General features: G+C 69.3%; 17 protein-coding genes. 11 read left to right on the top strand and 6 right to left on the bottom strand.

Features of this window, described 5'->3' with window-relative positions:
• Positions 1-113 precede the first annotated feature (113 nt).
• Both ACZ6ZD_RS17970 and ACZ6ZD_RS17965 read right to left on the bottom strand, forming a co-directional pair.
• Positions 114-1,634 (bottom strand): fibronectin type III domain-containing protein, encoded by a 1,521-nt coding sequence (locus ACZ6ZD_RS17970; RefSeq protein WP_465673392.1) that lies wholly within the window; start codon positions 1,632-1,634, stop codon positions 114-116.
• A 147-nt stretch (positions 1,635-1,781) separates the two neighbouring features.
• Positions 1,782-3,983: a LamG-like jellyroll fold domain-containing protein gene (locus ACZ6ZD_RS17965; RefSeq protein WP_465673390.1), complete on the bottom strand. Its 2,202-nt coding sequence runs from the start codon at positions 3,981-3,983 to the stop codon at positions 1,782-1,784.
• 137 nt (positions 3,984-4,120) lie between these two features.
• On the opposite strand from ACZ6ZD_RS17965, the gene ACZ6ZD_RS17960 reads away from it, so the two are divergent.
• Together ACZ6ZD_RS17960 and ACZ6ZD_RS17955 are read left to right on the top strand one after the other, a co-directional pair.
• Positions 4,121-5,746 (top strand): Wzz/FepE/Etk N-terminal domain-containing protein, encoded by a 1,626-nt coding sequence (locus ACZ6ZD_RS17960; RefSeq protein ID WP_465673388.1) that lies wholly within the window; start codon positions 4,121-4,123, stop codon positions 5,744-5,746.
• A 2-nt stretch (positions 5,747-5,748) separates the two neighbouring features.
• Positions 5,749-7,092: an O-antigen ligase family protein gene (locus ACZ6ZD_RS17955; RefSeq protein WP_465673386.1), complete on the top strand. Its 1,344-nt coding sequence runs from the start codon at positions 5,749-5,751 to the stop codon at positions 7,090-7,092.
• Here ACZ6ZD_RS17955 and ACZ6ZD_RS17950 read toward each other — a convergent pair whose 3' ends face one another.
• A complete protein-coding gene (locus ACZ6ZD_RS17950) occupies positions 7,093-8,616 on the bottom strand; it encodes a right-handed parallel beta-helix repeat-containing protein (protein WP_465673384.1) in 1,524 nt (507 codons plus the stop codon).
• Between the two features lie 134 nt (positions 8,617-8,750).
• On the opposite strand from ACZ6ZD_RS17950, the gene ACZ6ZD_RS17945 reads away from it, so the two are divergent.
• The 4 genes from ACZ6ZD_RS17945 (at position 8,751) to ACZ6ZD_RS17930 (ending at position 14,620) form a co-directional block, all read left to right on the top strand.
• Positions 8,751-9,311, top strand: a complete 561-nt coding sequence (locus ACZ6ZD_RS17945; RefSeq protein ID WP_465673382.1) for a hypothetical protein — start codon at positions 8,751-8,753, stop codon at positions 9,309-9,311.
• A gap of 126 nt (positions 9,312-9,437) precedes the next feature.
• On the top strand, positions 9,438-10,859 hold the full coding sequence (locus ACZ6ZD_RS17940) for a PepSY-associated TM helix domain-containing protein (protein WP_465673380.1): 1,422 nt from the start codon (positions 9,438-9,440) through the stop codon (positions 10,857-10,859).
• A 77-nt stretch (positions 10,860-10,936) separates the two neighbouring features.
• Positions 10,937-11,818 carry a GTP-binding protein LepA gene (locus tag ACZ6ZD_RS17935; RefSeq protein ID WP_465673378.1) on the top strand — a complete coding sequence of 294 codons (882 nt, stop codon included), beginning with the start codon at positions 10,937-10,939 and terminating at the stop codon, positions 11,816-11,818.
• A gap of 9 nt (positions 11,819-11,827) precedes the next feature.
• Positions 11,828-14,620, top strand: coding sequence for an AAA family ATPase (locus ACZ6ZD_RS17930; RefSeq protein ID WP_465673376.1), 2,793 nt, complete (start codon positions 11,828-11,830; stop codon positions 14,618-14,620).
• Between the two features lie 152 nt (positions 14,621-14,772).
• On the opposite strand, the gene ACZ6ZD_RS17925 is transcribed toward ACZ6ZD_RS17930, so the two are convergent.
• The 3 genes from ACZ6ZD_RS17925 to uxaC all read right to left on the bottom strand — a co-directional run bounded on the left by ACZ6ZD_RS17925 (position 14,773) and on the right by uxaC (position 17,601).
• Positions 14,773-15,336: a dihydrofolate reductase family protein gene (locus tag ACZ6ZD_RS17925; RefSeq protein WP_465673375.1), complete on the bottom strand. Its 564-nt coding sequence runs from the start codon at positions 15,334-15,336 to the stop codon at positions 14,773-14,775.
• 74 nt (positions 15,337-15,410) lie between these two features.
• Positions 15,411-15,869 carry a hypothetical protein gene (locus tag ACZ6ZD_RS17920; protein WP_465673373.1) on the bottom strand — a complete coding sequence of 153 codons (459 nt, stop codon included), beginning with the start codon at positions 15,867-15,869 and terminating at the stop codon, positions 15,411-15,413.
• A gap of 325 nt (positions 15,870-16,194) precedes the next feature.
• Positions 16,195-17,601: a glucuronate isomerase gene (gene uxaC, locus ACZ6ZD_RS17915; protein ID WP_465673371.1), complete on the bottom strand. Its 1,407-nt coding sequence runs from the start codon at positions 17,599-17,601 to the stop codon at positions 16,195-16,197.
• 179 nt (positions 17,602-17,780) lie between these two features.
• On the opposite strand from uxaC, the gene ACZ6ZD_RS17910 reads away from it, so the two are divergent.
• The 5 genes from ACZ6ZD_RS17910 to ACZ6ZD_RS17890 all read left to right on the top strand — a co-directional run bounded on the left by ACZ6ZD_RS17910 (position 17,781) and on the right by ACZ6ZD_RS17890 (position 23,480).
• Positions 17,781-18,791, top strand: a complete 1,011-nt coding sequence (locus ACZ6ZD_RS17910; RefSeq protein WP_465673369.1) for a LacI family DNA-binding transcriptional regulator — start codon at positions 17,781-17,783, stop codon at positions 18,789-18,791.
• Positions 18,792-18,804: 13 nt separating this feature from the next.
• On the top strand, positions 18,805-20,190 hold the full coding sequence (locus tag ACZ6ZD_RS17905) for a mannitol dehydrogenase family protein (protein WP_465673368.1): 1,386 nt from the start codon (positions 18,805-18,807) through the stop codon (positions 20,188-20,190).
• 32 nt (positions 20,191-20,222) lie between these two features.
• Complete coding sequence (locus tag ACZ6ZD_RS17900) at positions 20,223-20,690, top strand: hypothetical protein (RefSeq protein WP_465673366.1); 468 nt, start codon at positions 20,223-20,225, stop codon at positions 20,688-20,690.
• 1,039 nt (positions 20,691-21,729) lie between these two features.
• Positions 21,730-22,095: a YunG family protein gene (locus ACZ6ZD_RS17895; protein ID WP_465673364.1), complete on the top strand. Its 366-nt coding sequence runs from the start codon at positions 21,730-21,732 to the stop codon at positions 22,093-22,095.
• Between the two features lie 329 nt (positions 22,096-22,424).
• Positions 22,425-23,480 carry an amidohydrolase family protein gene (locus tag ACZ6ZD_RS17890; protein ID WP_465673363.1) on the top strand — a complete coding sequence of 352 codons (1,056 nt, stop codon included), beginning with the start codon at positions 22,425-22,427 and terminating at the stop codon, positions 23,478-23,480.
• Positions 23,481-23,638: the final 158 nt, after the last annotated feature.

Below are 23,638 nucleotides of genomic sequence, written 5' to 3'. Positions count from 1 at the left end.
GATCGGCCACCCCCAGTGGCCTATGGGCGAAAACGGGCGAATTTCGGGGGACCGGCGGGCGGCCGGTGGGCGACGTGCGGAGGGTCTGCCCGATCGGGCAGACCCCCTTGGTTCTACTTGACCTTGACGCTCGCTGTCGAGCTCTTGACGGTGTTGCGGTCGTCGGTGACCTCGATCCGGTAACCGACCGTCTGGCCGGTCTTCACTCCGGTGTCGGTCACCGTGTAGGACTTCCGCGCCTCCCAGTGGTACGAGTTGTACTTGTAGGAGCCGATCTTGGTGTTACCGCGGAAGACGTTGTAGGTCAGCGTGATGTTGTCGACGTCGTACACGTCGGTGAACTTGATCGTCACCTTCGCCTTGCCGGCGGTCAGCGCCGGCGCTTTCGGGACGGCGGGGACGGCGCCGCCCGGCGTACTGCTGAACCGGGCGAGCCCCTGCTGTCCCTTGCCGTTGACGTTGCGGAAGTCGCCACCGGTCCACAGACCGGTGCTGTCACCGGCCATCGCCAGCGGGCCGACCTGCGTGGTGCTGTTCGGATCGGCGTCCGTGTTCGGGAACCAGGGCCCGAGCTTGCCGTTGGCAACACTGTGGACGAGCAGGAAGTGCGTCCCGGTGCCGTCGCCGAAGGAGCCGTCCTGGCTGCAGTCGTGCGCGTGCGAGCCCTTGTAGAGCCAGCCGTCGATCGCCTTGAGCGCCTCGTTCGCGCCCAGGCACTTGCTCTGCCAGAGCAGCTTCCCGGTGGTGGCGTCGGCGGCGATGATGCCGTCGTAACAGCCGGCGCCGTCACCGCCGTTGCCGATGAAGACCCGGTTGCCGAGGGTGTCGATCGTCTTGACCCGGGTCGTGCACTGCCAGGTCGGCTTCGGGATCGCGCTCGCCGCGGGCATCGCCAGCGCGGCGCCCGTGGTGCTGTTCACCATCGCCAGCGAGTAGTGATCACGGTCGTTGATGGACGTGAACGGACCGCCCACGAACACGCGCGTCCCGTTGTCGGACGTCTGCAGCGCGTACACGTCGTCGTCGGCGTTCGGGTTCCACTTGAGCAGCGCGCCGGTGCTGAGCGTGACCGCGCCGAGCCGGTTGCGGACCTGACCGGCGATCTTCGTGAACGCGCCGCCGATGAAGACGCTGTTGCCGTAGATCGCCAGGGCCTTCACCCGCGCCGCGACGACCGGCGCCCAGGACGGGGCCAGCTGGCCGGTCGCAACGTTGAACAAGGCAACTTTGCTGCGCTTGACGCCGTTCACCGTGGTGAAGTCGCCGCCGAGCACGACCCACTTGCCGTCCGGGCTGGTCGCGATGCTGTAGACCGCGCCGTTCAGCTTCGGCGCGAACGTGGTCGGCGCGCCGGTGGTCTTGTTGAAGGCGGCGACGTACGTGCGGACCGACTCGCGCTGGCCCTTGGCCGCGCCCGGCGGGCGGATCCTGGTGAAGAGGCCACCGGCATAGACCGTATTACCGGCGATCGCCAGCGCGTTCACGCTGCTGTTCGTCTGCCACGCCGACTGCCGGACCGCGGAGACCGCGGACCCGAACCCCTTCGAGGCCGCCTCGACGGGCGGGCCGGACGGGATCAGCGCCGCGGCGACGACGGCCGAAGCGGTGACGCTGGCCAGAACTAGCTTCTTCATCAAGTTCCTTTGACTGGGCGGGGGATCAGTCGACGGCGCGGGCCGCACAGACGCGCCAGCAGCGGACACTAGCGCTCTGGGCGGCCGGCTGGAAACCGAGCCCCCACCCGCGTTATGACTTTGTGCTACAACTCCCCGACAGAATGCTCATCGGGCATCGTAGTGCCTCTGCACCTGCAGAGCGGTCAGGGCATACGGGTAGACGGTCGCCTCGTCGATCGCGAGCCCGGTCTGGGTGGCCCCGCCGCCGCTCCAGGAGCTCGTGTTGTCGTAGCCGATCCGCCACCAGCCGTAGTACAGCGCGGCGGTGCCGGCGGTGGTGCTGCCGACCAGGACGCCGTCCACGTACAGCCGCATGATGCCGTCGCCGAACGTGCCGACGACGTGGTGCCACTGGTTGTTGTTCTTGCCGGACGGGCTGGTGATGGTCCGCTGGGAGCCGTCGTTGACGCCGAACATGATCGCGCCGTTCGACCGCATGTAGAGCATGCGGTCGCCGCCACCGGCGCTGTTGCCGGTCTTGGAGCTGCCGAAGCCGAGGATGCGTCCGCCGCGCAGCGAGCTCTGCTTGACCCACGCCTCGACGGTGAACTGCTGCGGCATGCTGAACGCCTTCTCGCCGACCATGCGGCCGCTGCTCGAGCTGGTGGTCGCAGCGGTGTTCCCCGCGATCGCACCGCTCGCACCGAGCGTCATACCGGTGAAAGTGCCGTTGTTGCTCTGGTTGGACGAGTCGACCGAGGTGGTCGTGCCCGACGGCTCACCGAGCCGCCAGTACGCCTGCGGGCCGTCGGCGTTGACGATCTGGTCGTACGCCGTGGACGCCGTACTGGCCACTGTCACCGGATCGGAGTAGTTGCCGCGCAACGTCGTACTGCCGTCGGTGACCTCCACGCGGTAGTTGGTCGACTCACCTGGCGTCACGTTCGTGTCGGTGTAGTGCAGCCAGGGGCGGTCCCACGGCGTCGACTTGGCCGACCAGGTCGCGATGGTGGTGTTGCTGAACCCCTTGAGCAGCCGGTAGGTCAGTGTGCTGTCGTCGTTGTCCACCACAGTCGGGAAGTGGATCTGCACCGTTCCGGGCTCCACGCTGTACGGCGTCAGCTTGGCCGGCTTCGCCGGAGCCGCACCGGGCAGCGAGTTGGTGAAGCGGGTCAGACCCTGCTGACCGACGCCGTTCGTGGTGGTGAAGTCACCGCCGACCCACAGGTCGCTGCCACCGGTAGCGAACGCCAGGGGACCGACCTCAGTGGGCGCACCGGCGTTGGTGTTCGGGAACCAGGGGCCCAGCGCGCCGTCCGTGAGCTGCTGGCTGAGCAGGAAGCGGTAGCCGAAGCCCTGCGGGAAGCCGCCCGCGCCCTGGTAAGCGCAGTCGTGGGCGTGCGAGCCCTTGTAGAGCCAGCCGTTCACGACCTTGACCGCCTCGGTCGCGCCGAGGCACTGGTTCTTCCACTTCAGGCTGTTGGTGGCGATGTCGGCGGCCCAGGTGCCGTCGAAGCAGCCGCCGCCGTCACCGCCGTTGCCGAAGTAGACGGTGTCGCCGCTGGCGTCGATCGACTTCACACGGGTCGTGCAGGACCCGTTCGGCGGCGGTACGGCGGACGCCCCCGGGAAGGGGAGCACTGCGCCACTGGCCGGGTCCAGACTGGCCACAGTGTTCTGGCTGGTCCCGTTGACCTGGCTGAACTGACCCCCGGCGTACACCTTGCTGCCGTCGTCGGCGGCGTCCACCGCGTACACGTCGCCGTTCACGACCGGTGCGAAGGGCAGCAGGGTGCCGCTGTCGGCGGTCACTGCGGCGAGCTTGGGGCGGTCCTGGCCGTTCACGAGACCGAAAGAGCCGCCGAAATACACGGTGTTGCCGGACACTGCGATCGTCTTGACCCGGTACGAGACGCTGGGCTTCCAGTTCGCGACCAGAGCGCCGGTGGCGGTGTCGAACGCGGCGATCCGGTTCCGCGTGACGCCGTTCACGGTGGTGAAGTCGCCGCCGACGAAGATCCGCGAGCCGTCGGCGGACGCCGCTACGGCGTACACCTGGTTGTTCAGGACCGGGTTGAACCCGCTGACCAGCTCACCAGTCGACTGGTCGAACGCGGCCAGATAGGCCTGCGCGACCTCACTGGTCCCGGCGGCGGCGCCCGGCGGGCGGACCGAGGTGAACCGGCCCCCGGCGTATGCCTTCCCGCCGGCGACCGTCAGACCCTGGACGCTGGCATTGGTCTGCCAGACCGGGCTGTCGGTGGCCGACAGCGAGGCTTCGATGCTCTGGGCGGCCGGTGCGAACACCAGCGACCCCGCGATCAACGCCCCGGCGGCGGCAATGGACGTGACGAACCATCTCTTCATACTGCGTTCTCTCCCCACGGTCTCTGTAGTGCTCCCCCGAGACCCTTGGGAAGAGAGTAGGGCACAGATCGGGACCAACTCGCCACGCCTTGCCGTCGTAGCTATCCTGAGGCGCTGGCCGACGGAATGAGGATGGGATGGAACCGGGCACCGTGGTCTGGCGGGAGACCGCTCAGTCCCTGCTACGGCAGAAGTGGCTGATCTTGGCCTGCATCGTGCTCGGGCTGGTCGGAGCGTCGATTTTCGCGCTCGCCCAGACCCAGCGCTGGACGGCGTCCAGTCAGCTCGTCATCGGCCCGGCCGTGCCGCCGGCGCTCGTCGGCAAGCTGCCCAGCAGTACCGACAAGACCGGCCCGCTCGGCATGGACCTGCCGGCCGAGACGCAGGCCCGGGTGATGGCCAGCCCGCGGCTGCTCCGCAGCGTCGCAGTGACGCTGGGGCTGCCGACGACCGACGAGACCATCCGCGACCTCGCCGCCGTGACGCGGGTCAAGGCGGTCACCGACAACGCCTACCTGGTGACCACCGACGGCCCGACCGCTCCGGAGGCCGTCCAGCGGGCGAACGCGATCGCGACCATCTACCTGAAGCAGCGCAACGACGCCGCCAAGGCGCTCCTGACCACCCTGGCCAGCCAGGCGCAGGACAGGGCGCGGACGGCGACCGCGCAGTCCAAGACTCTGGTCAGCCAGATCGACGAGGCTGTGCAGCGCGGCGACACGCAGACGGCGAGCCAGCTGCGCGATCAGCGGGTCGGGCTGGCCACCGAGGCCCGGCAGGCCGCGGACGACGCGGCCGCCATGCGCAAGGCGCTGACCGGCGTCGGCGCCGGGAGCGAGCTGGTCACCCCGGCGACGACGGACACGGCGTCCTCGTCCCCGATGGTGCTGCGGGACATCTTGGTCGGCGGCATCCTCGGGCTGGTGCTCGGATTCGGTCTGGCGCTGCTGCGGTCCCACCTGACGCCGTACATCCTGACGCGGGACCAGGCGGCCCGGGCGTCGAGCTCGCCGGTCATCGCGGCCTCCGAGGGCAACCGGCGCCGCATCTGGCACCGGGCCGCTCCTGAGCTTCCGCAGTACGAGATCACCGCGCTGGGTGCCGAGGCGAGCGGTGCGCTCGCGCGTCGTGAGCTGAACACCCGCGCCTTCGCAGGCGGCGCCACGGGCGCGCTGCTGGTCGTTTCGGCCTCGCCCAGCCCGAACGCCGCCGGTATCGCGCTCGCGATGGCCGAGGCGAACGCTCGCGACGGCCGCGAGACGCTGCTCGTGCTGGCTGACGTCGAGGGGACGCCGGTCCTTCCGCACGTGACTGGTCACGAGGGCCTGACCGACCTCGTCATGGAGCCTGCCGCGACCCGCGCCATCCGGGCCCGCAAGCTCTTCCGGCCGGGTACGGTCGCCGACCTCTACGTCCTGCCGCCCGGTATGAACCACGAGGAGACCGCCTCCGCGGTCGGCCCCTCGCTGGTCCCAGGCATCGTCGCCGACCTGCCGCCCGGGTACTCCGTCGTCATCCACGGCCCTGCGGCCGTCGGGCGGCACGGCATCTCCCCGCTGGCCGCCGCGGTGGACGCGTCGGTGCTCGTCGTCCAGGTCGGTCACGACAAGGAGATGGACGTCGCCCGCCTCACCGCGGCGCTCCACTACGCCGGTGCGCCCGTGCTGGGCGTCGTCCTGATCGGCGCCTCGGACCACGACGAGACGCTCGGCATCCCGCTCAACTACACCCCGACCGAATCTCCCACCCCCCACGTCCGCTGACCGTGCGTACGCAGCGAGCGGCCGACCTGTTCCGCGATGGTGCGGAGTACCGGGTCGGTCGCGGGTGGGGCCCGCGGCGGGACCGGCTGGCACAGGCGGTGCCAGGGACAGTCGAAACGCCGCTGGAGAAGCCGGCCTGGTTCTGGCTGGTGCTGTGGTGTCTGTTCGTGCTGGGCGTGCAGCCGTGGTCAGGGCGCGTTGCCGCGCCTCAGGGGACGACTGGCTCGACGAACAGCGTCATGAAGGGGTTGCTGCTCGGTGCGATCTTTCTGATCGCTCTGGCAGCCACCAAGCCCGGCTTCCGGACCAGAGTCAACCCGACCGGCACGCTGTACGTCGTCTACGTGCTGTTCGCGACCGCCACGGCGTTCCTGCTGGCCGAGCCGATGGGCCCGCTGACTCGCCTGGCGCGCTTCCTGATCGGTCTGGTGCTGGTCTTCCTGCTCTGGCGACCGCTCGTGCAGGTCCCCGAGCGGCTCGTCCGAGCCCATCTCTGGGCGCACATCCTGCTGGCGATCACCGTCGTCGCCAGCCTGGCCTATGCGCCGAGTCAGGCCTGGCGTCCGCTCAGCTCGCTCGGAAACGGCTACCGGCTCCAGGGCGTCATCATCCCGATGCTCCCGCCGCGCGTCGGTGAGGTCGGCGCGATTCTGCTCGGTCTGGCGCTGATCGGGTACGTCTGCCGCAAACTGTCGATGCTGCCCGCAGCCACGCTGATCGTCCTCGGTGGCGTTCTGATCGCCGCCAGCCGGACGCGGACGTCGGCCGCCGCGATCGCCTTCGGGCTGGTCCTGGCGTTGCTGCTGACCCGGAAGACGTGGTTCGGGCGGCTGATGACGCTCGGCGTACCGGCCTTACTCGGTTTCGCCTTCCTGATGATCGGCTCACTACATACCTGGCTGCTGCGTGGCCAGGGCACCCGGCAGATCAGCTCCCTGAGCGGCCGCACCACCAGCTGGCAGGCGGTCCTGGATGAGAAGGTCTCGATCCAGACGGCGATCATCGGCCACGGGCTGGGCAACAAACGGGTGCTGCTCCGCCGCGGTGAGGGTGACATCGACGTGATGGCTATCGACAACAGCTGGCTGGGCCTCTACTGGGAGACCGGGCTGCTGGCTGTCGTCATCGTCGCCGTGGCGCTGATTCTGGCCTGGGTGGCCGTGCTGCGCGCGCCGACGCCGTACATCCGGGCCTCCGGCGCGCTCCTGCTCGGCTACGTCTCTGCCGCCTCGATGAACGAGTCCGGCCTGTCCGACCTCTCGTCGATGACCGTGCACCTGCTGGTGGCTGCGGCCATCTGCGACGCGGATCGCATCCGCCACCGCTCCAGACAGCCGGTTCACTGATCAGCCGGCTTTCGTGGTCGAGTCCTTGTCGAAGCCGGCGTCCTGCCACTGCGGCCAGGTGAGGGTCCTGCCGCGGTAGGCGAAGCGGGTGGCTCCGGGGACGCGGTAGCTGTTGCGGCGGAACGTGACGGCGCCGTCCTGCGTGGGGGAGCCCTTGTTCTCGACGACTCCGGTGCTGGACCCGTCGTCCTTGAGCACGATCAGGTTGCCCTCGACGACGACGTCGCTGAGCAGGTACCGCCCGCGCGGCCCGTCGCCGCGGGTCCGGGACTGGATCGAGATGCCGTTCCGGTTGTCCTTGACCAGGTTCCCGCGCACGTGCACGCCGGCGGAGGTGTTCACGTTGATCCCGCCGCCGTCCCACAGGCTCCCGCCGGAGCCGCGTCCGGTGCCGAATCCGTTGCCTTCGACAACGTTCTCCTCGATCACCCCGGCGTAGCTGATCTCGTACCGGATGCCGTCCGCGGCGTTGTCCCGGATCCGGTTCGCGCTGATCTTGCGGTCGTACTCGGCGATATCGCTCCACATCCCGACGCCGCGGTTCGCGACGATGTCGTTCCCGGAGACCTCGCCGGACGACCGCGTCGACTTGATCCCGCCGGATTCCCAGTCGGCGATCCAGAAGCCGTCGGTGTTGTTCCGGGTGACCAGGTTCGCGGTGATCCGGACGCCGGCCGACCGGTACTGGCCGAGTCCGAGCTGCCCGTTGTCGGCGATCGCGTTCCGGCTCACCTCCGCGCCGTCCGCCTCGATCAGCATCACCCCGACCGCGTGGTTCCAGCGCACCTCGTTCGCCAGGACGCGCCAGCCGCGGCCGGCCTCGAGCGCACCGCCCTGCGGCCGCGAGGCGAAGCGCTCGATCACCAGCCCGGTCACGGTCACCTTCTCGGCGTTCTTGTCGAACGCCGTCGTCGCCCGCGACATCTCGACGTCCTGCCCGGCCGGATCGTCGGCGACGTACACGGCGTTGGCGTCGTAGTCCCCGAAGAACGTCCCCGGTCGCAGCTCAGCGAGGCTCATCACACGGTCGAGGTGTTTGGCGCCGAAGAAGACCTGCTCGCCGCGCTGGCACGGGTTGGTCCGGTTGTCCTCGCACTGACCTTTCAGCGGGTACGCCGCCGGCAGCACGCCCCGCACCACCCACCGCTCCCCGTCCCGCACCCAGCCCGTCAGCGCAACCGCCCCGGTCAGAGTCGCCCCAGCACCGCCGAACGAGTCCCCGTCCCGCGGTACGAGCGCCCGGCTGATCCGATGCACTCCGGGCGCGAAGCAGAACGTCGTACCGGCGGGGGAGTCGTCGATCACCCGCTGCGGCTCCGCGCCCACCTCGATAGCCGTCCCACGGCAGGTCTCCGCCGTCTCAGGCCCAGTCGGCCCCAGCGCGGCCGCCGCCGCAGCGGGCGGACCGGTCGGCACTGTCACCGCATCGCCCGGCTCGGGCGCCGCATCGTCATCCGTACACCCCGCCAGCAGCATCACCACGACCGAGGCGATTCCCCACCCCACAACCCCACGCCGCCGCATCCCAGCCCCTCCCAACCCACCCAACAGACCCGCAGGACCCTACCGCGACTCTCCCTCGCTCCAACCCACTGCCAGCGCTGTGCGGCTCCTGGGGATTACGCAGGGAGACTGCGAGATGTCACCATTGCGGGGACATGGCTGAGGTAGCAGGAACGCGCGCGGTGCGGGCGGCGGTGTTCGCCGTCGTCTGTGTGCTGCTCACTGCCCTGGGCCACAGCCTGATGTCCGCGTCGGCTCTGCCGTGGTGGTCGGTGACCGGCGCACTACTAGCGGTCTACGGCTGCGGCTGGTGGTTTGCCGCCGAGGAGCGCGATGTGCCCTCGGTCACCGCTGTCGCCGTGGCTGTCCAGGCTGTCCTGCATGGCGGCTTCACCTTCGCTGAGATGTCGATGCAGGCGCCATCGGCGCACGGGCACACCATGACGCTCGTCCCGATGCTCGGGATGTTCGGCGTCCACCTGGTCCTGGCGCTGCTGTCCGGCCTCTGGCTCGCCTGTGGCGAGCGAGCGACCTTCCGTGCGCTCAGCACGGCCATGCGTCGCGTCTGGACGGCGTTCGCGCTCGTCGACGCGGTGCCCGCGTATCTGCCGCGGCTGCGCCCGGCGCGCGCACTCCGCTTCGGCACCATCCAGCGGTGGCTGCTGGTCCACGCCATCGTCTCCCGAGGTCCTCCCGGCACAGTCGCTGTCGTCTGACAGCTCGACCCACCCGACGCAGTGCCCCCTGTGGCCGCGCCGGGTACGGCCATGCCCGCCCGGCAGGCCGTAGTGCCGTCTGATCCGGCCGGACCGCCCGCCGGATCGAGGACTCCGGAGAAGCAGATGGAAAGTACTGATGAATTGACGGTCGACGCCGCGAAGAAGGCGCCGGACAAACGTGGGGCCAAGGGGAGCGGACTGTTCCGGGCCTTCTGGCGCTGGCACTTCTACGCCAGCTTCCTGGTCATCCCGGTCGTGCTGATCCTGGCCGTGACCGGTCTGATCTACCTGTTCCGCTTCCAGATCGAGCAGGTGCTGCACGCGGACCTGATGAAGGTCGAGCAGCCCCCTGGCCTGGTGGCTCAGCAATACGCGTCGCAACTGGAGGCGGTCAAGAAGGAGTTTCCGGACGCGACAGTCGTCTCCATGACCGAGCCGTCCGCACCGGACCGCTCGACGGTGTTCTCGGTCCAGACCGCCGACGGAGCGGGACGGGACGTGTTCGTCGACCCCTACCAGGGACAGGTACTGGGTGCGCTCGATCCGGACGCGACTCTGTCCGGTGGCGCGATCCTGCTGCACGGCGAGCTGATGGCGGGTCGCTGGGGTGATGCGGTGATCGAGATCGGTGCCTGCTGGGCGCTGGTGATGGCGATCACCGGCTACTACCTGTTCCTGCGCGGCCGGGTCGCACGCGCGCGTCGGCGTACGGCGAAGGCTGCGGGCGCCGCACTGCGGTCGCGGCACGCATTGACCGGTTCGGTGCTCGGCATCGGCCTGCTGTTCCTGCTGGTGTCCGGACTGCCCTGGACAGGCTTCTGGGGCGCCAAGGTGCAGCAGTTCGCGACAAGCCAGGGCAGCTCGATGTGGGGCGAGGACCCCGGTGCGCTGTCCAACCCGACGTCCACTCTGGACGAGTCGCTCCCACACAGCCACACGGTGCCGTGGGCGCAGGGGGACGCGAAGGTGCCGAAGTCGAATCCGAACCAGGACCGCAAGTCGGTGGCCAACCTGGACACCGCCGTCGCCGTCGGCGTCCAGAACGGGCTGGCACGGCCGATGACGATCGCGTTGCCGGGCGGGGAGGAGGGAGTGTTCTCGGTCATCGGGTACGCCTTCCAGGACCCGGCCAAGGAGCGCTCGCTGCACGTCGACCAGTTCGGCGGTCAGGTGATCTCGACGTACGGGTACGAGGACTACCCGCTGCTCGCCAAGACAGTTGCCCAAGGCATCGCACTGCACGAGGGCCGCCGCCTGGGCACGGTGAACATGTGGCTCACCACCGCGTTCTGCGTCGGCATCATCTTCATGTGCGTGTCGGGCCCGCTGATGTGGTGGCGCCGCCGTCCCAAGTCAGCCGGCGCAGTCGGCGCGCCCCGCGGCCGGATGCCCCTGAAAGCCACACCTGCCTTGGCTGTGCTGGTCATAGCGCTGGCCCTGTTCCTACCGATGTTCGGCATCACTCTGGCCCTGGTGCTGATTCTGGACCGCCTCGTCATCCGTCGGACGCCGAGGCTCCGCGCCTGGTTCAACAGCGTCGACTGAACTGGCCGATGTCACATCTCTCCCTTCCCGGGGGTCATGTCGTGCGAGAGACGACCTGCCTTGGGAAGGGAGAGGCCGTGAGGGCAACGCAGGACCGGTTACGCCGGTTCGTCGAGACGTACGGCGCCGAGCATCCGCCGCTGGCACTCGCCGCCGCCGACCTGACCATCAGGGACGCCGCCGCGGTGCGCCGTGCGTACGGACCGGTCTTCAACTACCTGACCCGGGTCGAGCTCGAGGTTGAGCGCAACGTGCTGGAGCTGCGGGCGTTGATGCCGGACGCAACCGAAACGGATCAGCTCTTCTACCGCGAGGTGTGGTCGCCGCAGGAGCTGCAACACGGCGTGCTGCTCGACGCGGTCCAGAATGGGTTGCAGATGACGGCGGCACCGACCGACGTCGCACAGGTGGGGGTGGGCATCCGGCTGGTCGGAGTGCTCTCCCGGCTGCCTGGCATGCTCAGCGTCGTCCGGCTGCTCTACTACCTGACCGGAGCGGCCACCGAGAAGTCCGCCGTCATCGCGTACTCACGGCTGGTCGACGGGCTGCGAGCAATGGGGGAGCGGGCGATCGCGGAGACTGTCGTCGCGCCGATCCGGCGGCAGGAGCCCGGTCACTTCGCCTTCTACCGCATGTCGGCCGAGGCGCTCGTCCACGAGACCGGACTGCGCGACTGGCAGCTCCACCTCGCGCGACTGTTGCGGAGGCACTCTTTCGAGGTGGTTGGCGTGCGCAACAATCAGCAGCGGGCGGACTTCGGTGATGTGGCCCGGGCACTCGATTTCGATCGGGATCTGCTCGCTGTTGCCCGCCAGGTGAGCCTGGTCGAACGTGACCTGCTCTGGGCGCGGAAGGAAGGGATGGACGTCCCCGACTACATCCTGGCCGCCCTGGACGATGCGATCACCCTGAGCGCGGTCCGGAGCGGCCGGATTGGCAGCAGCCAGGAGGCGTTGTAGCGTCCTCGCATGGCGACCGAACGGCCCCTACACGGACTGCTGGGGCGGGTTGCCGAATGCCGCGTCGTTGCCGAGCTCGTGGCGAACGTTCGCTCCGGGGCGAGTCAGACCCTGGTCGTGCGCGGCGAAGCCGGAATCGGGAAGTCCGCGCTGCTGGGGCGCCTACTGGACGACGCCGCCGGCTGTCGGCTCGTGCGCGTGGCCGGCGCGGAGTACGAGACCGAGCTCGCCTATGCCGGGCTGCATCAGCTGTGCGGCCCGTTGTTTCCGTTGCTGGAGCGGCTGCCGGCCCCGCAGCGAGCGGCGCTCGATACCGCGTTCGGGCTCAGCACCGAGGGGCCAACCGACCGCTTCGTCGTCGGACTCGCCGTCCTCGCCCTGCTCGCCGAAGCCGCCGAAGAGCGATCTCTGCTCTGCGTGATCGACGACGCCCAGTGGCTCGACCAGGAGTCGCTGGTGACGCTCGCCTTCGTGGCTCGTCGCTTGCAGGCGGAGTCCGTCGGACTGGTCTTCGCGGTCCGCCAGCCAGAGGAGGTGCGTGAACTCGCCGGCCTCCCGGAGCTGACCCTCAACGGCCTTCGGTACGCCGACGCCCGCGCGCTACTCGACGCGGCCTGGCCGGGGCGGCTCGACGAGAAGATCCGCGACCGCGTCGTCGCGGAGTCACGTGGCAATCCGCTCGCACTCCTCGAACTTCCGCGCGGTCTGACACCGGCCGAGCTTGCCGGCGGCTACTACCTCCCAGACGCCGCGCCGATCGCCACCCAGATCGAGCACAGCTTCCTGCGCCAGGTCGAGTCGCTGCCCGCGGACACACGTCGGCTGATGCTGCTGGCCGCTGCTGAGCCGATGGGCGACGTCGCGTTGCTGTGGCGTTCGGCGTCCCTGCTCGGTCTGGGCTTCGACGCCGCGACTGCAGCCCAGCAACAAGGTCTGATCGAGCTGGACGCCCACGTCCGGTTCCGGCATCCATTGCTCCGATCGGCTGTCTACCGGGCAGCATCCAGATCGGAACGCCGGACCGTACACGATGCCCTCGCCGCTGCCATCGACGCCGCCCACGACCCCGACCGGCACGCCTGGCACCTCGGCCACGCCACCTCCGGCCTCGACGAACCCACCGCCGTCCGCCTCGAACAGTCCGCCGACCGCGCCCGCTCCCGCGGCGGCATCGCCGCAGCCGCCACCTTCCTGGAACGCGCCGCCGAACTCACCCCGGACCCCCGCCGCCGCGGCCGGCGCGCCCTCGCCGCAGCCCAAGCCAGATTCGAATCCGGCGCCTTCGACGCCGCCTCCGCCCTCCTCGCCTCCGCCGCCGGCTACCCGATGGACGCCCACCAGCGCGCCTCCGCCGCCCGCCTCCGCGCGCAGATCCTCTTCCGCATCAACCGCGGCCTCGACGCACCCCCAGCCCTCCTCGCCGCCGCCCAAACCCTCACCCCCCACGACCCCGAAGCCGCCCGCGACACCTACCTCGAAGCCCTCGGCGCCACCATCTACGCCGGCCGCCTCACCACCCCCCTAACCCCCCAAACCATCGCCCACTCCGCCCGCCCCACCCTCCCCCCACCCGGCAGCTCCGTGCAGGTGGGCCCACCGATGGGTGGTGTGGTTCGGCCGACCGACCTGTTGCTCGAAGGTCTGACGACTCGGTTCATCGACGGCTACGTCGCAGGCGTCGCGCCGCTACGCCGGGCTCTGGACGGCTTCGCCGACGCCGATGAGAGCGACGTCCTGCGCTGGTTCTGGCTGCCGTGGCTGGTAGCAGGCGACGTGTGGGACGACGCGAAATGGCACGACCTGTCGAGCCGAGCAGTCCGTCTCTGCCGCGACTCCGGCGCGCTCACCTTGTTGCCACTGGCACTCGGATACCGAGCCGTCGTCCACCTGCACGCCGGCGAATTCGCCGCCGCCTCGGCGCTGGCCGCCGAAGGAGCCCTGATCTCCACAGTCACCGGCGGCGCAGCCGTGAACTACCCACCGATGCTGCTCGCAGCCTGGCGTGGCGTAGACCCGGACGAGCTGATGACCGCGTTCCGCCTCGACCTCGAGGACGTGACAGTACGCGGCGAAGCCCGCTGGATCGGCGGCCTCGGCTACGTGAACGCCGTCCTCCACAACGCCCTCGGCCGATACGACGTAGCGCTGGCCTCCGCCCGACAAGCCTGCGAGTACGACGACCTCGGCGTCTACGGCTTCGCCCTCGTCGAGCTGATCGAAGCCGCCGTCCGCAGCGGCGCCCAAGACGAGGCCGCAGCCGCACTCCGCATCGTCCGCGAGCGAACCAGCGCCGCCGGCACCGACTGGGCGCTCGGCGTCCAAGCCTGGTCCCGAGCCCTCCTGGCCGAAGGCCAAGCAGCAGAACCCCTCTACCAAGAAGCCATCGAGCGCCTCGAACGCACCCAGGTCGCCGTCCACCTCGGCCGCGCCCGCCTGCTGTACGGCGAATGGCTGCGCCGCTCCAACCGACGCACCGACGCCCGCAACGAACTCCGCGCCGCCCACGAACTCTTCAGTGACATCGGCGCCGAAGCCTACGCCGAACGCGCCCGCCGCGAAGTCCTGGCCGCCGGCGGCTCGGCCCACAGCCGCCACCACCCAACCCGCGGCCTCCTCACCAGCCAAGAGTCCCAAATCGCCCGCCTGGCCCGCCAAGGCCTCTCCAACCCCGAAATCGGCGCCGAGCTCTACATCAGCCGTCACACCGTCGACTGGCACCTCCGCAAGGTCTTCGCCAAACTAGAAATCACCTCCCGCAAAGACCTGACCCGCCTCCCCCTAAGCCGCCTAGAATCCGCCTAACCCACCCCACCACCCCCGGCTCGCATTAGATCGGCTCGCGGCGGCGGGATCGTTCGTGGCTTGGGATGTCGGCCCCGCCAGCGTGAACGCTGGCGCGTGTTGACGGAGGCTGGTCGTCAAACGCGGACGGCGTCGACCAGCGTGGCCTCGGACTACTTGGTTGTGTGCGGCGTCGGTCCGCCCAAGACCCGGTAGGTGGTCTGAACCATCCCACCGTCGAGAACCGTGGTCCGGACGTGCTCGAGATCCACATCTCCGCCAAGCGACCCGAACAACGACGGCCCGTCGCCGATGAGCACAGGAACGTGCGAGAGCGTGAGCTCGTCGACAAGCTTCGAGGCAAGGAACCAACGGACAGTCTCGCCACCATCGACATACACGCGCCGATGGCCGGCCCGCTGCAGCGCATCGACGGCATCCTCGGCGGACCGATGCACGGTGATTCGAGAATCGGCGTCTGCCGCAAGAGTCGTGCTGATCACATGCATCGGCCGATCAAGGTAAGGCCACTCCTCCTCAGGAGCGATGACCTCATAAGTCCGCCGACCCATCACCACCGCATCAACGGACTCCACGAAAGGCGTGAACCCCGCATCCCCAGCAGCCGCACCACGACTGGTCAGCCACTCAAGATCCCCATCAGGCCGCGCAATGCGCCCATCGACGCTCAACCCAAGGAACACGAAGGCACGGACAGACTCCTGCGAACCAGACACACCATCAACTTTCTCAGCCCCAACCAACGCCCCACAAGTCGAAGCCCCCAGCCCCCAACCACCCACCAGCCCCCTCAACCATGCACCAGCCCTTCGCCCCCCAGCAGCGCCTCGACCACGCACCAGCGCCTCGACCACGCACCAGCGCCTCGATCAGCCGCCTGCGTCTCGAGCACCCCGTCACTAGTCGACCGCCGTCCTGCGCCTCGGCTACCCACCAGCGAGAGCGCGGCCAGCCGGGCCTTCGGCCGGCGCTGCCACACGAGCAGGACAAGGATGAACGCGACTATCTCGTCGTCGACCACCCACCAGTGAGCCGACCACGCACCAGCGCCTCGATCAGCCGCCTGCGTCTCGAGCACCCCGCCAGCGAGTCGACCACCGTACTGCGCCTCGACTACCCACCAGCGAGCGTGGCCATCCGCGCCTTCAGCCAGCGCTGCCAGCACGAGCAGGACGAGAGCGAACGCGACCATCTCGTCGTCGACCAGCCGCCAGCGGGTCGACCACCCACCAGCGAGTCGACCACGCACCAGCCCTTCAACCACCCACCCAGCGGGTCAACCACCCACCCAGCGGGTCGACCACCCGCCTGCGAGTCGAGCACCCGCCTGCGCCTCGACCAGCCACCAGCACCTCGACCCACGCACCAGCGAGTCGAACCACGCACCGGCGCCTCGACCAGCCGCCTGCGTCTCGAACACCCGTCAGCGCCTCGACGACCGTCTTCGCCCTGACGGGCGTCAGAGCGGACGCCCGTCGGCAGGCCGTTGGCCCGACGGCAGCAGACTCGCCCGCCGTTGAGACCTCTTGATCAACGCGCGCTAGCGAATCAACTGCCCGTGTGGCTGGTATGTCTCACCGCAGGTAGGTGTCCCGCGCGAGGTTGTAGGCGAGGTCCTGGGCAACCTCCATTGCGTCGTCCTCGTCCAGGCGGTGCTGGACGACGAGGTCGGCCAGGTAGCCGGCGTCGATCCGGCGCGCGAGGTCGTGGCGTGCGGGGATCGAGAGGTACGCGCGGGTGTCGTCGACGAACCCAGAGGTGTTGTAGAAGCCTGCCGTTTCGGTCACCAACTCGCGGTACCGGCGCATCCCGTCCGGGCTGTCGAGGAACCACCACGGCGCCCCGAGCCGGACCGCGGGGTACACCCCGGCCAGCGGTGCGAGCTCGCGTGAGTAGGTGGTCTCGTCGACCGTGAAGAGCACGAGCCGGAAACCCTCGGCGTGGCCGAAGCGCTCGAGCAGCGGACGCAGCGACCGGGTGAACTCGGTCGTGACGGGGATGTCGTGCCCCTGATCCGGCCCGTAGCTGGCGTGGATCGCCGGATCGTGGTCGCGCAGCACACCCGGATGGAGTTGCATGACGAGCCCGTCCTCGGCCGACATCACCGCGGACTGGAAGAGCATGTGCCCCGCGAACGCGGCTGAGTCCTCCGGCGAGACCTGACCCTTCAGCGCGCTCGCATAGATGCGCTCAGCGTTGGTATCCGTCAGCGGTGTCGTCGACGCGCTGAAGTGGCCGTGGTCGGTAGCGCGGGCGCCCGCCTGGACGAAGACCTGCCGGCGTTGCCGGATCGCCTCGAGATAGCCGCCGTACGACGAGGTGTCGACGCCGGCCAGCTGCCCGAGCTGCTCGGCCAGATAGGACCAGCCGGGCCGATCGAGGTGGACGACGGCATCCGGCCGGAAGGTCGGGATGATCCGGCCGGGGAGATCGCCAGCGACCTTGGCGTGCAGCGCGAGATCGTCGGTGGCTGCATCGGTGGTCGAGAGCAGCTCGATGTTGAACCGGTCGAGCAGCGCGCGCGGCCGGAAGTCGGGCTCGGCGATCCGGGCGGAGATCTGGTCGTAGAGCTCGTCGGCAGTCTCCGCCGAAGGCTGAACGGACACACCGAGGACCTCGGCGAACTCGTGCTCCAGCCAGTAGCGGCTCGGCGTCCCGCGGAACAGGTGCCAGTGGGAGCAGAACTCGCGCCAAACCTCGCGCGGATCCGCCGTCCGGTCGCCGTTGCGGCGGGGGAGGCCCAACCGGTCCGGCGAGACGCCTTGGGACACGAGCATCCGGGTGACGTAGTGGTCGGGGATCACGAGCAGCTCGGCCGGGTTGCCGAACGGCGCGTCGGCGGCGAACAGCCCGATGTCGACATGTCCGTGCAGGCAGAGCAGCGGCAGGTCTTTGGTCGACGCGTGGATTCTCCGGGCGACGTCACGCGCCGCGCCGGCGGGCAGAGCGCGGTCGGGATGGGGCTGCAGGGCCTTGGACATGAGGTCCTCCCGGGGACGGTCGATGAAACGCAGAGTGAAAGGATTGCAGGCGATCGACGATCGCACAAGTTCCTTGTCCACAAGGGCATTTCGCAGATCTCGACACGCCGATGGAAGCAGATTTGACAGGTCATTGCAACCGGTTGCAAGATGGCTCGAAACCGGCCGAGGAGGTGGCGATGCCCGCAACGATCCGTGATGTGGCGCGCCTGGCCGGGGTGTCCCCATCGACCGTCTCTCGCACGCTCTCGATGCCGGAGATGGTCAACGCGGCGACCCGCGCTCGTGTCGCGACCGCGGTCGAGCAGCTCCAATACCAGCCGAATCGGGCCGCCCGCGGCCTGACCACCGGGCGGACGGGCAATGTCGGCCTCGTCGTACCCGATCTGGCCAATCCGTTCTTCGCGAGCGTCGCCAAGGGTGTTCAGGCGCGCGCCCGCCGCCAGGACGTCGCGGTCTTCGTCGCCGACACCGAAGAAGATCAGGCCGTCGAGTCGGGCCTGATCCGGGCACTGGCCCAGCAGGTCGACGGGCTGATCCTGTGCTCACCGCGGTCGGAGTCCGACGACCTCGTCACGATCGCGGCCGAGACCAATGTCGTGCTGATCAACCGGAGCGTCGACGGTATCGCCGGCGTCGTCTTCGACAACGAGGAGGCGATGCGCCGGGCCGCGGCGCATCTGGCCGCTCTCGGGCACACCAAGATCGCCTGGGTCGGGGGTCCGCAGGCCTCCTGGTCCAGCCAGCACCGCAAACTAGGTCTGCTCGCCGCCACTCGCGACCAAGGCGTCGAGTTGGTCCCGGTCGGCAGCTTCGCGCCAACGTACGAGGGCGGTGTCGCCGCGGCTGACCAAGCGGTCGCCACCGGCGCGACCGCCGTGGTCACCTACAACGACCTGGTCGCGATCGGGCTGCTGAACCGGCTGCACGCCCGGGGGATCTCGGTACCCGGTGAGATCAGCGTGCTCGGTGTCGACGATATCGAGATGTCGCGGATGGCGACGCCGGCCTTGAGCACGATCCGGCTGCCGAAGCAGCGCTCCGGCGAGATGGCCGTCGAGATGCTGCTCGGGTTGATCTCGATGCCCGACCCGCTGCCGCCGATCCGGCTGCGCAACACCTTGATCGGTGAGTTGATCGTCCGCGACTCCACCGGTCCCGCTCCGCGTCATCCGTCCGGCAAAGGCTGAAAGAGGTCCTCCCGTGCACAGGCTGAGTCTCACCAACCTCCCCGTCGCGCCCGCTGTCGATCCGGGCTCGTTGTCGGTCGGCGTCGTCCACCTCGGGCTGGGCGCCTTCCACCGCGCGCACCAGGCTGTGATCACCGAGCGGGCGGCGGTTGCGACCGGCGACACCCGCTGGGGGATCAGCGGCGTGAGCCAGCGCTCTGCCGCCGTCCGGGAGCAGCTCGCCCCGCAGGACGGTCTGTACAGCGTGCTGGAGCGTGGTCTCGGGGAGCCGACGGTTCAGGTGCTCGGGAGCATCCGCGAGGTGCTGACCGCTCCTGAGAGCCCGGAGGCGGTGGTCGCCCGGATCGCAGACCCGGCCGTCTCGGTGGTGACGCTCACCGTGACTGAGAAGGGCTACCGTGCGAAGGGCGGCGGTCTCCACCTCGACGACCCGGAGATCCAGGCCGACCTCACCGGTCGACCGCCGCGCACGGTCGTCGGTCAGCTGGCTGCCGCGTTGGTGCGGCGTGAGACGCCGCTGACCATCGTCTCCTGTGACAACCTCGTTGCCAACGGCCCCTTCTTGCGCCGGCTGGTCGCAGAGTACTTCGACGCCCTCGGCAAGACGCCCGATGTCTTCGAGTCATCCCGGTTCCCCGCCAGCATGGTCGACCGCATCGTCCCCGCGACCACTGAGGACGACCGGGCCGAAGCCGCCCGGTTGCTCGGCGTCCGTGACGAAGCGGTCGTCGTCGCCGAGCCGTTCCTGCAGTGGGTCATCGAAGACGAGTTCGCCGGGGATCGCCCGGCCTGGGAGCGCGGCGGCGCCGTCCTGACCGCTGACGTCGCTCCCTGGGAGCAGGCCAAACTCCGCGTCCTGAACGCCACTCACTCGATGCTCGCCTACCTCGGCGCCCTCCGCGGCTACGAAACGATCGCGGAGGCCGTCCGCGATGACGAGCTCGCCGCGCTGGCCCACACCCTGATCACCGAAGACGTCATCCCGACCCTGACCCCGCCCGACGGTCTTGATCTCACCGCGTACGGAGCGACCGTCCTGGAGCGCTTCGCCAACCCGGCGCTCAAGCACCGCACCGCGCAAGTAGCGATGGATGGCTCGGTCAAACTCCCTGTCCGCCTCCTGGGCACCCTCGAAGACCGCCTGGCGGCCGGTGCCGAGCCCACCACCCTCGCTCTCGCTGTGGCCGCTTGGATGGTCTACGTCCACACCACACCGACCCTCGACGACCCCCAAGCCCCCGCCCTCAAGTCCGCCCTCGCCAACGCCGAAACCCCCACCGCCGTCGTCGACGCCCTCCTCGCCCTCTCCACGATCTTCCCCGCAACTCTCCAATCAGCCCCCGCCCTCCGCGACCTCCTCATCACCCAGGTGGCCGCGCTCACCCCGAGAAACCAGTAGGCAACCGCGGCTTCACACGAGAACCTGCTCCTGTGAAGACCCACCAGACCTACGTCTTGGACCATGCCTCCTGGTCCCGCGAGCGCGTCGTCACCGCGTGTCGACAGGTCCTGGAAGTACTCCGTTCGGACGCCGCCATCTTCGAGTGCGACATCCCAACCTTGGACTCCGAGTGGTCACCCGAAATCCAAGCAGCAGCCCGAACCCTGCGAGCGCACGCCCGCACCAACGGACACCTGGAACGCGGTGGCTACGCCAGGACCGGCACAACCCCAGCAACCCACAACACCTGGTCCGCCTTCACCACCTTCTGCCCCCACGCCTACGACGCCACCGTCTGGGACCACCACGGCCACGACCTCGTCTCCCTAGCCGACGAAGCCGAATCCATCACCCTCCAACTAACCCAACCCCAACACCAAGCCCTCACCCCCTACCTACACACCAACGCCCTCATCCCCCTCCAAACCTGGCGCCGCACCCCCAACCCCCGCCCCTAACAGCCTCACCTCGCGATGAGTCTCGCCTCGCGAGGCCCCTCACCCCGCGCGGCCCCTCACCCCGCGCGGCCCCTCACCTCGCGATGAGCCTTATGCCGCCCGGGCACGGTCCCATCTCGTGCGTCGCGCTGTCCCCGGGCTCCTCCAGTGCTCCCGTCGCCAGCTCTCCCCGAGCTTCGCAACCGCCGCCTGGATCCGTTGGCCAGCTCCCTGCGGGGCTCTGGTCGCCCAGACGCCCAGACGCCCAGGTGCCCAGACGCCCAGGTGCCCAAGCGCCCGGGCCGTCAGCTATCTGTCGCCCAAGGCCGCCGCCATCACCGTCCCCGGCTATGCGCGTGTATGGGTGCAGCTGCCGTCCACCCGCCGTGTGCCCCGTCCACTGTCGTCGGCCGGTGCCGCCGCGCGGCTTGCGGCGTTTGGCTGCTGCTGATCTGGTTCTGCCTCCACCAATGGCGCTACCTCGACCCCGTTGACTGGTCCAACGGCCGACCTCTGCCGCTCGTCAACCTGCCGTCACCCGTCCGCTGTCACACCCATCCGCGGTCCGCCGTCACCCGTCCGCCGTCCTGCCGCCCTGCCGTCGCGGTTCGCTGCCGCTTTGCCCGGCCCACTGGTTGTCCGGTGTCGTGCGTGGCTGTCCCCGCCGTCCCGCAGTCCTGCCGTCGCCCGTGCCGCCGTCCTGCCGTCGCGGTTCGCCGCCGCTTGCCCGACCTACTGGTCGTCTGGTGTCGTGCGTGGCTGTCGCCGTCGTCTCGCCGTCCTGCCGTCGCCCGTGCCGCCGTCCTGCTGTCGCGGTTCGCTGCCGCTTGCCCGACCTACTGGTCGTTTGATGTCGTGCGTGGCTCTCGCCGCTGTCTCGCCGTTCGCGGTTTGCTGCCGCTTGCTTGGTCTGCTGGTCGTTTGCTGTTGGGCGTGGCTCTGGCGTGGTCCGCTTGCTTTCGGCAGGTGCGCCTACGAGCCGTCGGTTGGTGGTTGTTCGAGATGCTGACGCCGAGGGTGGGATTGTTGGCGGATGGGGATATCGGGTGAGGAGTTGCGCGTGTATTTCGTCGCGTCTTGGGGTGCTGATACTTGCTATCCGGAGAGCAGTGCTCGGTGGACGTCGGAGAACCCGGCGCGTGACCAGTGCGGGATGACTGCGCTGGTTGTGCAGGATGTGCTCGGCGGCGAGTTGATGCTCGGGGAGGTTCACGTCCGTGGTGTTCAGGTGGGTTACCACTACTGGAACCGGTTGCCGGACGGATCGGAGGTTGATCTGACTGCGGACCAGTTTCAACCGGATGAGGAAATTGTCGGAGGACGTTCGGTCGTTCGCCCGCCGGATGCCCCACGTCGGCACCGCGAACAGTACGAGCGGCTGCGTGCGCGAGTTCTGCGAGCAATCGCTGAAGATGCACGAGGCTGACGGGTGGTCGCTGTTTCGAGGGATGCGGCGGGTCGGGGGTGAGTCGATACTTTGGATCTTTGGTGGGGGTCCGAAGGTGGGGTGGGGGTCGTTAGGTTCGGGGGATGGGAATCTCTCGGCGGGTGGTGTTGGGGTTGGGGCCGGCTGTGGTTTCGGCTGGGTGGGGTGGAGTGGCGGTTGCGGGGGAGCCTCGGGGTGGGGCGGTGGTGATTCGGGATGTTCGGGTTTTTGACGGGCGTCGGGTGTTGCCGGGGCGGCGGTGGGTGCTGGTTCGGGGTGGGGTGATTGCGGGGATTGGGGCGGGGGCTGCGCCGGCGGATGGCGTCCCGGTGGTGGAGGGGCGTGAGGGGATGTTGCTGCCGGGGTTGATCGACTCGCATGTGCATTCGTTCGAGGGGAGTGGGGCGGACGCGTTGCGGTTCGGGGTGACGACCGAGCTGGAGATGTTCGGGGAGCCGTCGGGGTTGGCGGCGGCGAAGCGCCGGCGGCGGTCGCGGGGGCGTGTGCGGACGGCGGATCTGTGGTCGGCTGGTAATGGGGTGACGGTGCCGGGTGGGCATCCGGTGGCGCCGGGGTACGACTTCCCGCGGGTTGGGCCGGAGACGGATCTGGATGCGTTCGTCGCGGATCGGATTCGGGAGGGGTCGGACTACGTCAAGTTCGTGTACGAGCCGGGCAATCCGCCGGAGCGGCCGTTGCCGAGTCTGACGGCCAAGCAGGTTGAGGGGACGATTCGGGCTGCGCACCGGCGCGGGCGGCTCGCGGTCGGGCATGTCGAGAAGCTGAAGCTGTACGTCGAGGCGGTGCTCGCCGGGGCGGATGGGATCGTGCATGCGCCGTACGACGCGGTTGCGAGTGATGCTGAGGTTGAGGCGATTCGGCGGACGCGGAGCTTCGTCGTACCGACGATGTCGGTGGTCGACTGGGGGCTGGGTGCGCGGACGTTGCTCGAGGACGAGCGGATCACCGAATGGTTGAGCCCGACGCAGCTGTATCTGCTGTCGCAGGAGCCGCCGGATCGTCCGGGGCGTCCGGACTTTCTGGGGATTGCTCGGGCCAATGTGCGTCGTTTCCATGCGGCTGGGGTCCCGGTGCTCGCGGGGACGGATGCGCCGGTTCGTGCGAATGTGAGCGGGGCGAGCTTGTGTACTGAGCTCGAGCACTTGGTCGCCGCCGGGTTGAGCCCGGCCGAGGCACTCACCGCCGCGACCGCGGCGCCGGCCCGGCACTTCCGGTTGGTCGACCGGGGGCGGATTGCCGTCGGGTATCGCGCCGACCTGGTTCTCACGTCGGCCGACCCGACCCGTGACATCCGCAACCTGCGGACCATGCACACCATCTGGAAGAACGGTCACCAGGTCGACCGCACCCCGCCGCAGGAATAGCCCGAAATCACCTCCACCTCCGCTGGACAGCCGGACCCCGCGCCATTGCAATCCTCGGGAGCCGGGAGCCGGGAGCCGGGAGCCGGGAGCCGGGAGCCGGGAGCCGGGAGCCGGGAGCCGGGAGCCGGGAGCCGGGAGCCGGGAGCCGGGAGCCGGGA

It is taken from the genome of Kribbella sp. NPDC104218 (assembly GCF_055584105.1).
This window is presented reverse-complemented; position numbering and strand designations above follow the sequence as displayed.

Bases quoted from the DNA above. Each gene is read 5' to 3' on its own strand.
- ACZ6ZD_RS17970 (WP_465673392.1), bottom strand. From the start codon at position 1,634: ATGAAGAAGCTAGTTCTGGCCAGCGTCACCGCTTCGGCCGTCGTCGCC.
- ACZ6ZD_RS17965 (WP_465673390.1), bottom strand. From the start codon at position 3,983: ATGAAGAGATGGTTCGTCACGTCCATTGCCGCCGCCGGGGCGTTGATC.
- ACZ6ZD_RS17960 (WP_465673388.1), top strand. From the start codon at position 4,121: ATGGAACCGGGCACCGTGGTCTGGCGGGAGACCGCTCAGTCCCTGCTA.
- ACZ6ZD_RS17950 (WP_465673384.1), bottom strand. From the start codon at position 8,616: ATGCGGCGGCGTGGGGTTGTGGGGTGGGGAATCGCCTCGGTCGTGGTG.
- ACZ6ZD_RS17945 (WP_465673382.1), top strand. From the start codon at position 8,751: ATGGCTGAGGTAGCAGGAACGCGCGCGGTGCGGGCGGCGGTGTTCGCC.
- ACZ6ZD_RS17940 (WP_465673380.1), top strand. From the start codon at position 9,438: ATGGAAAGTACTGATGAATTGACGGTCGACGCCGCGAAGAAGGCGCCG.
- ACZ6ZD_RS17930 (WP_465673376.1), top strand. From the start codon at position 11,828: ATGGCGACCGAACGGCCCCTACACGGACTGCTGGGGCGGGTTGCCGAA.
- uxaC (WP_465673371.1), bottom strand. From the start codon at position 17,601: ATGTCCAAGGCCCTGCAGCCCCATCCCGACCGCGCTCTGCCCGCCGGC.
- ACZ6ZD_RS17910 (WP_465673369.1), top strand. From the start codon at position 17,781: ATGCCCGCAACGATCCGTGATGTGGCGCGCCTGGCCGGGGTGTCCCCA.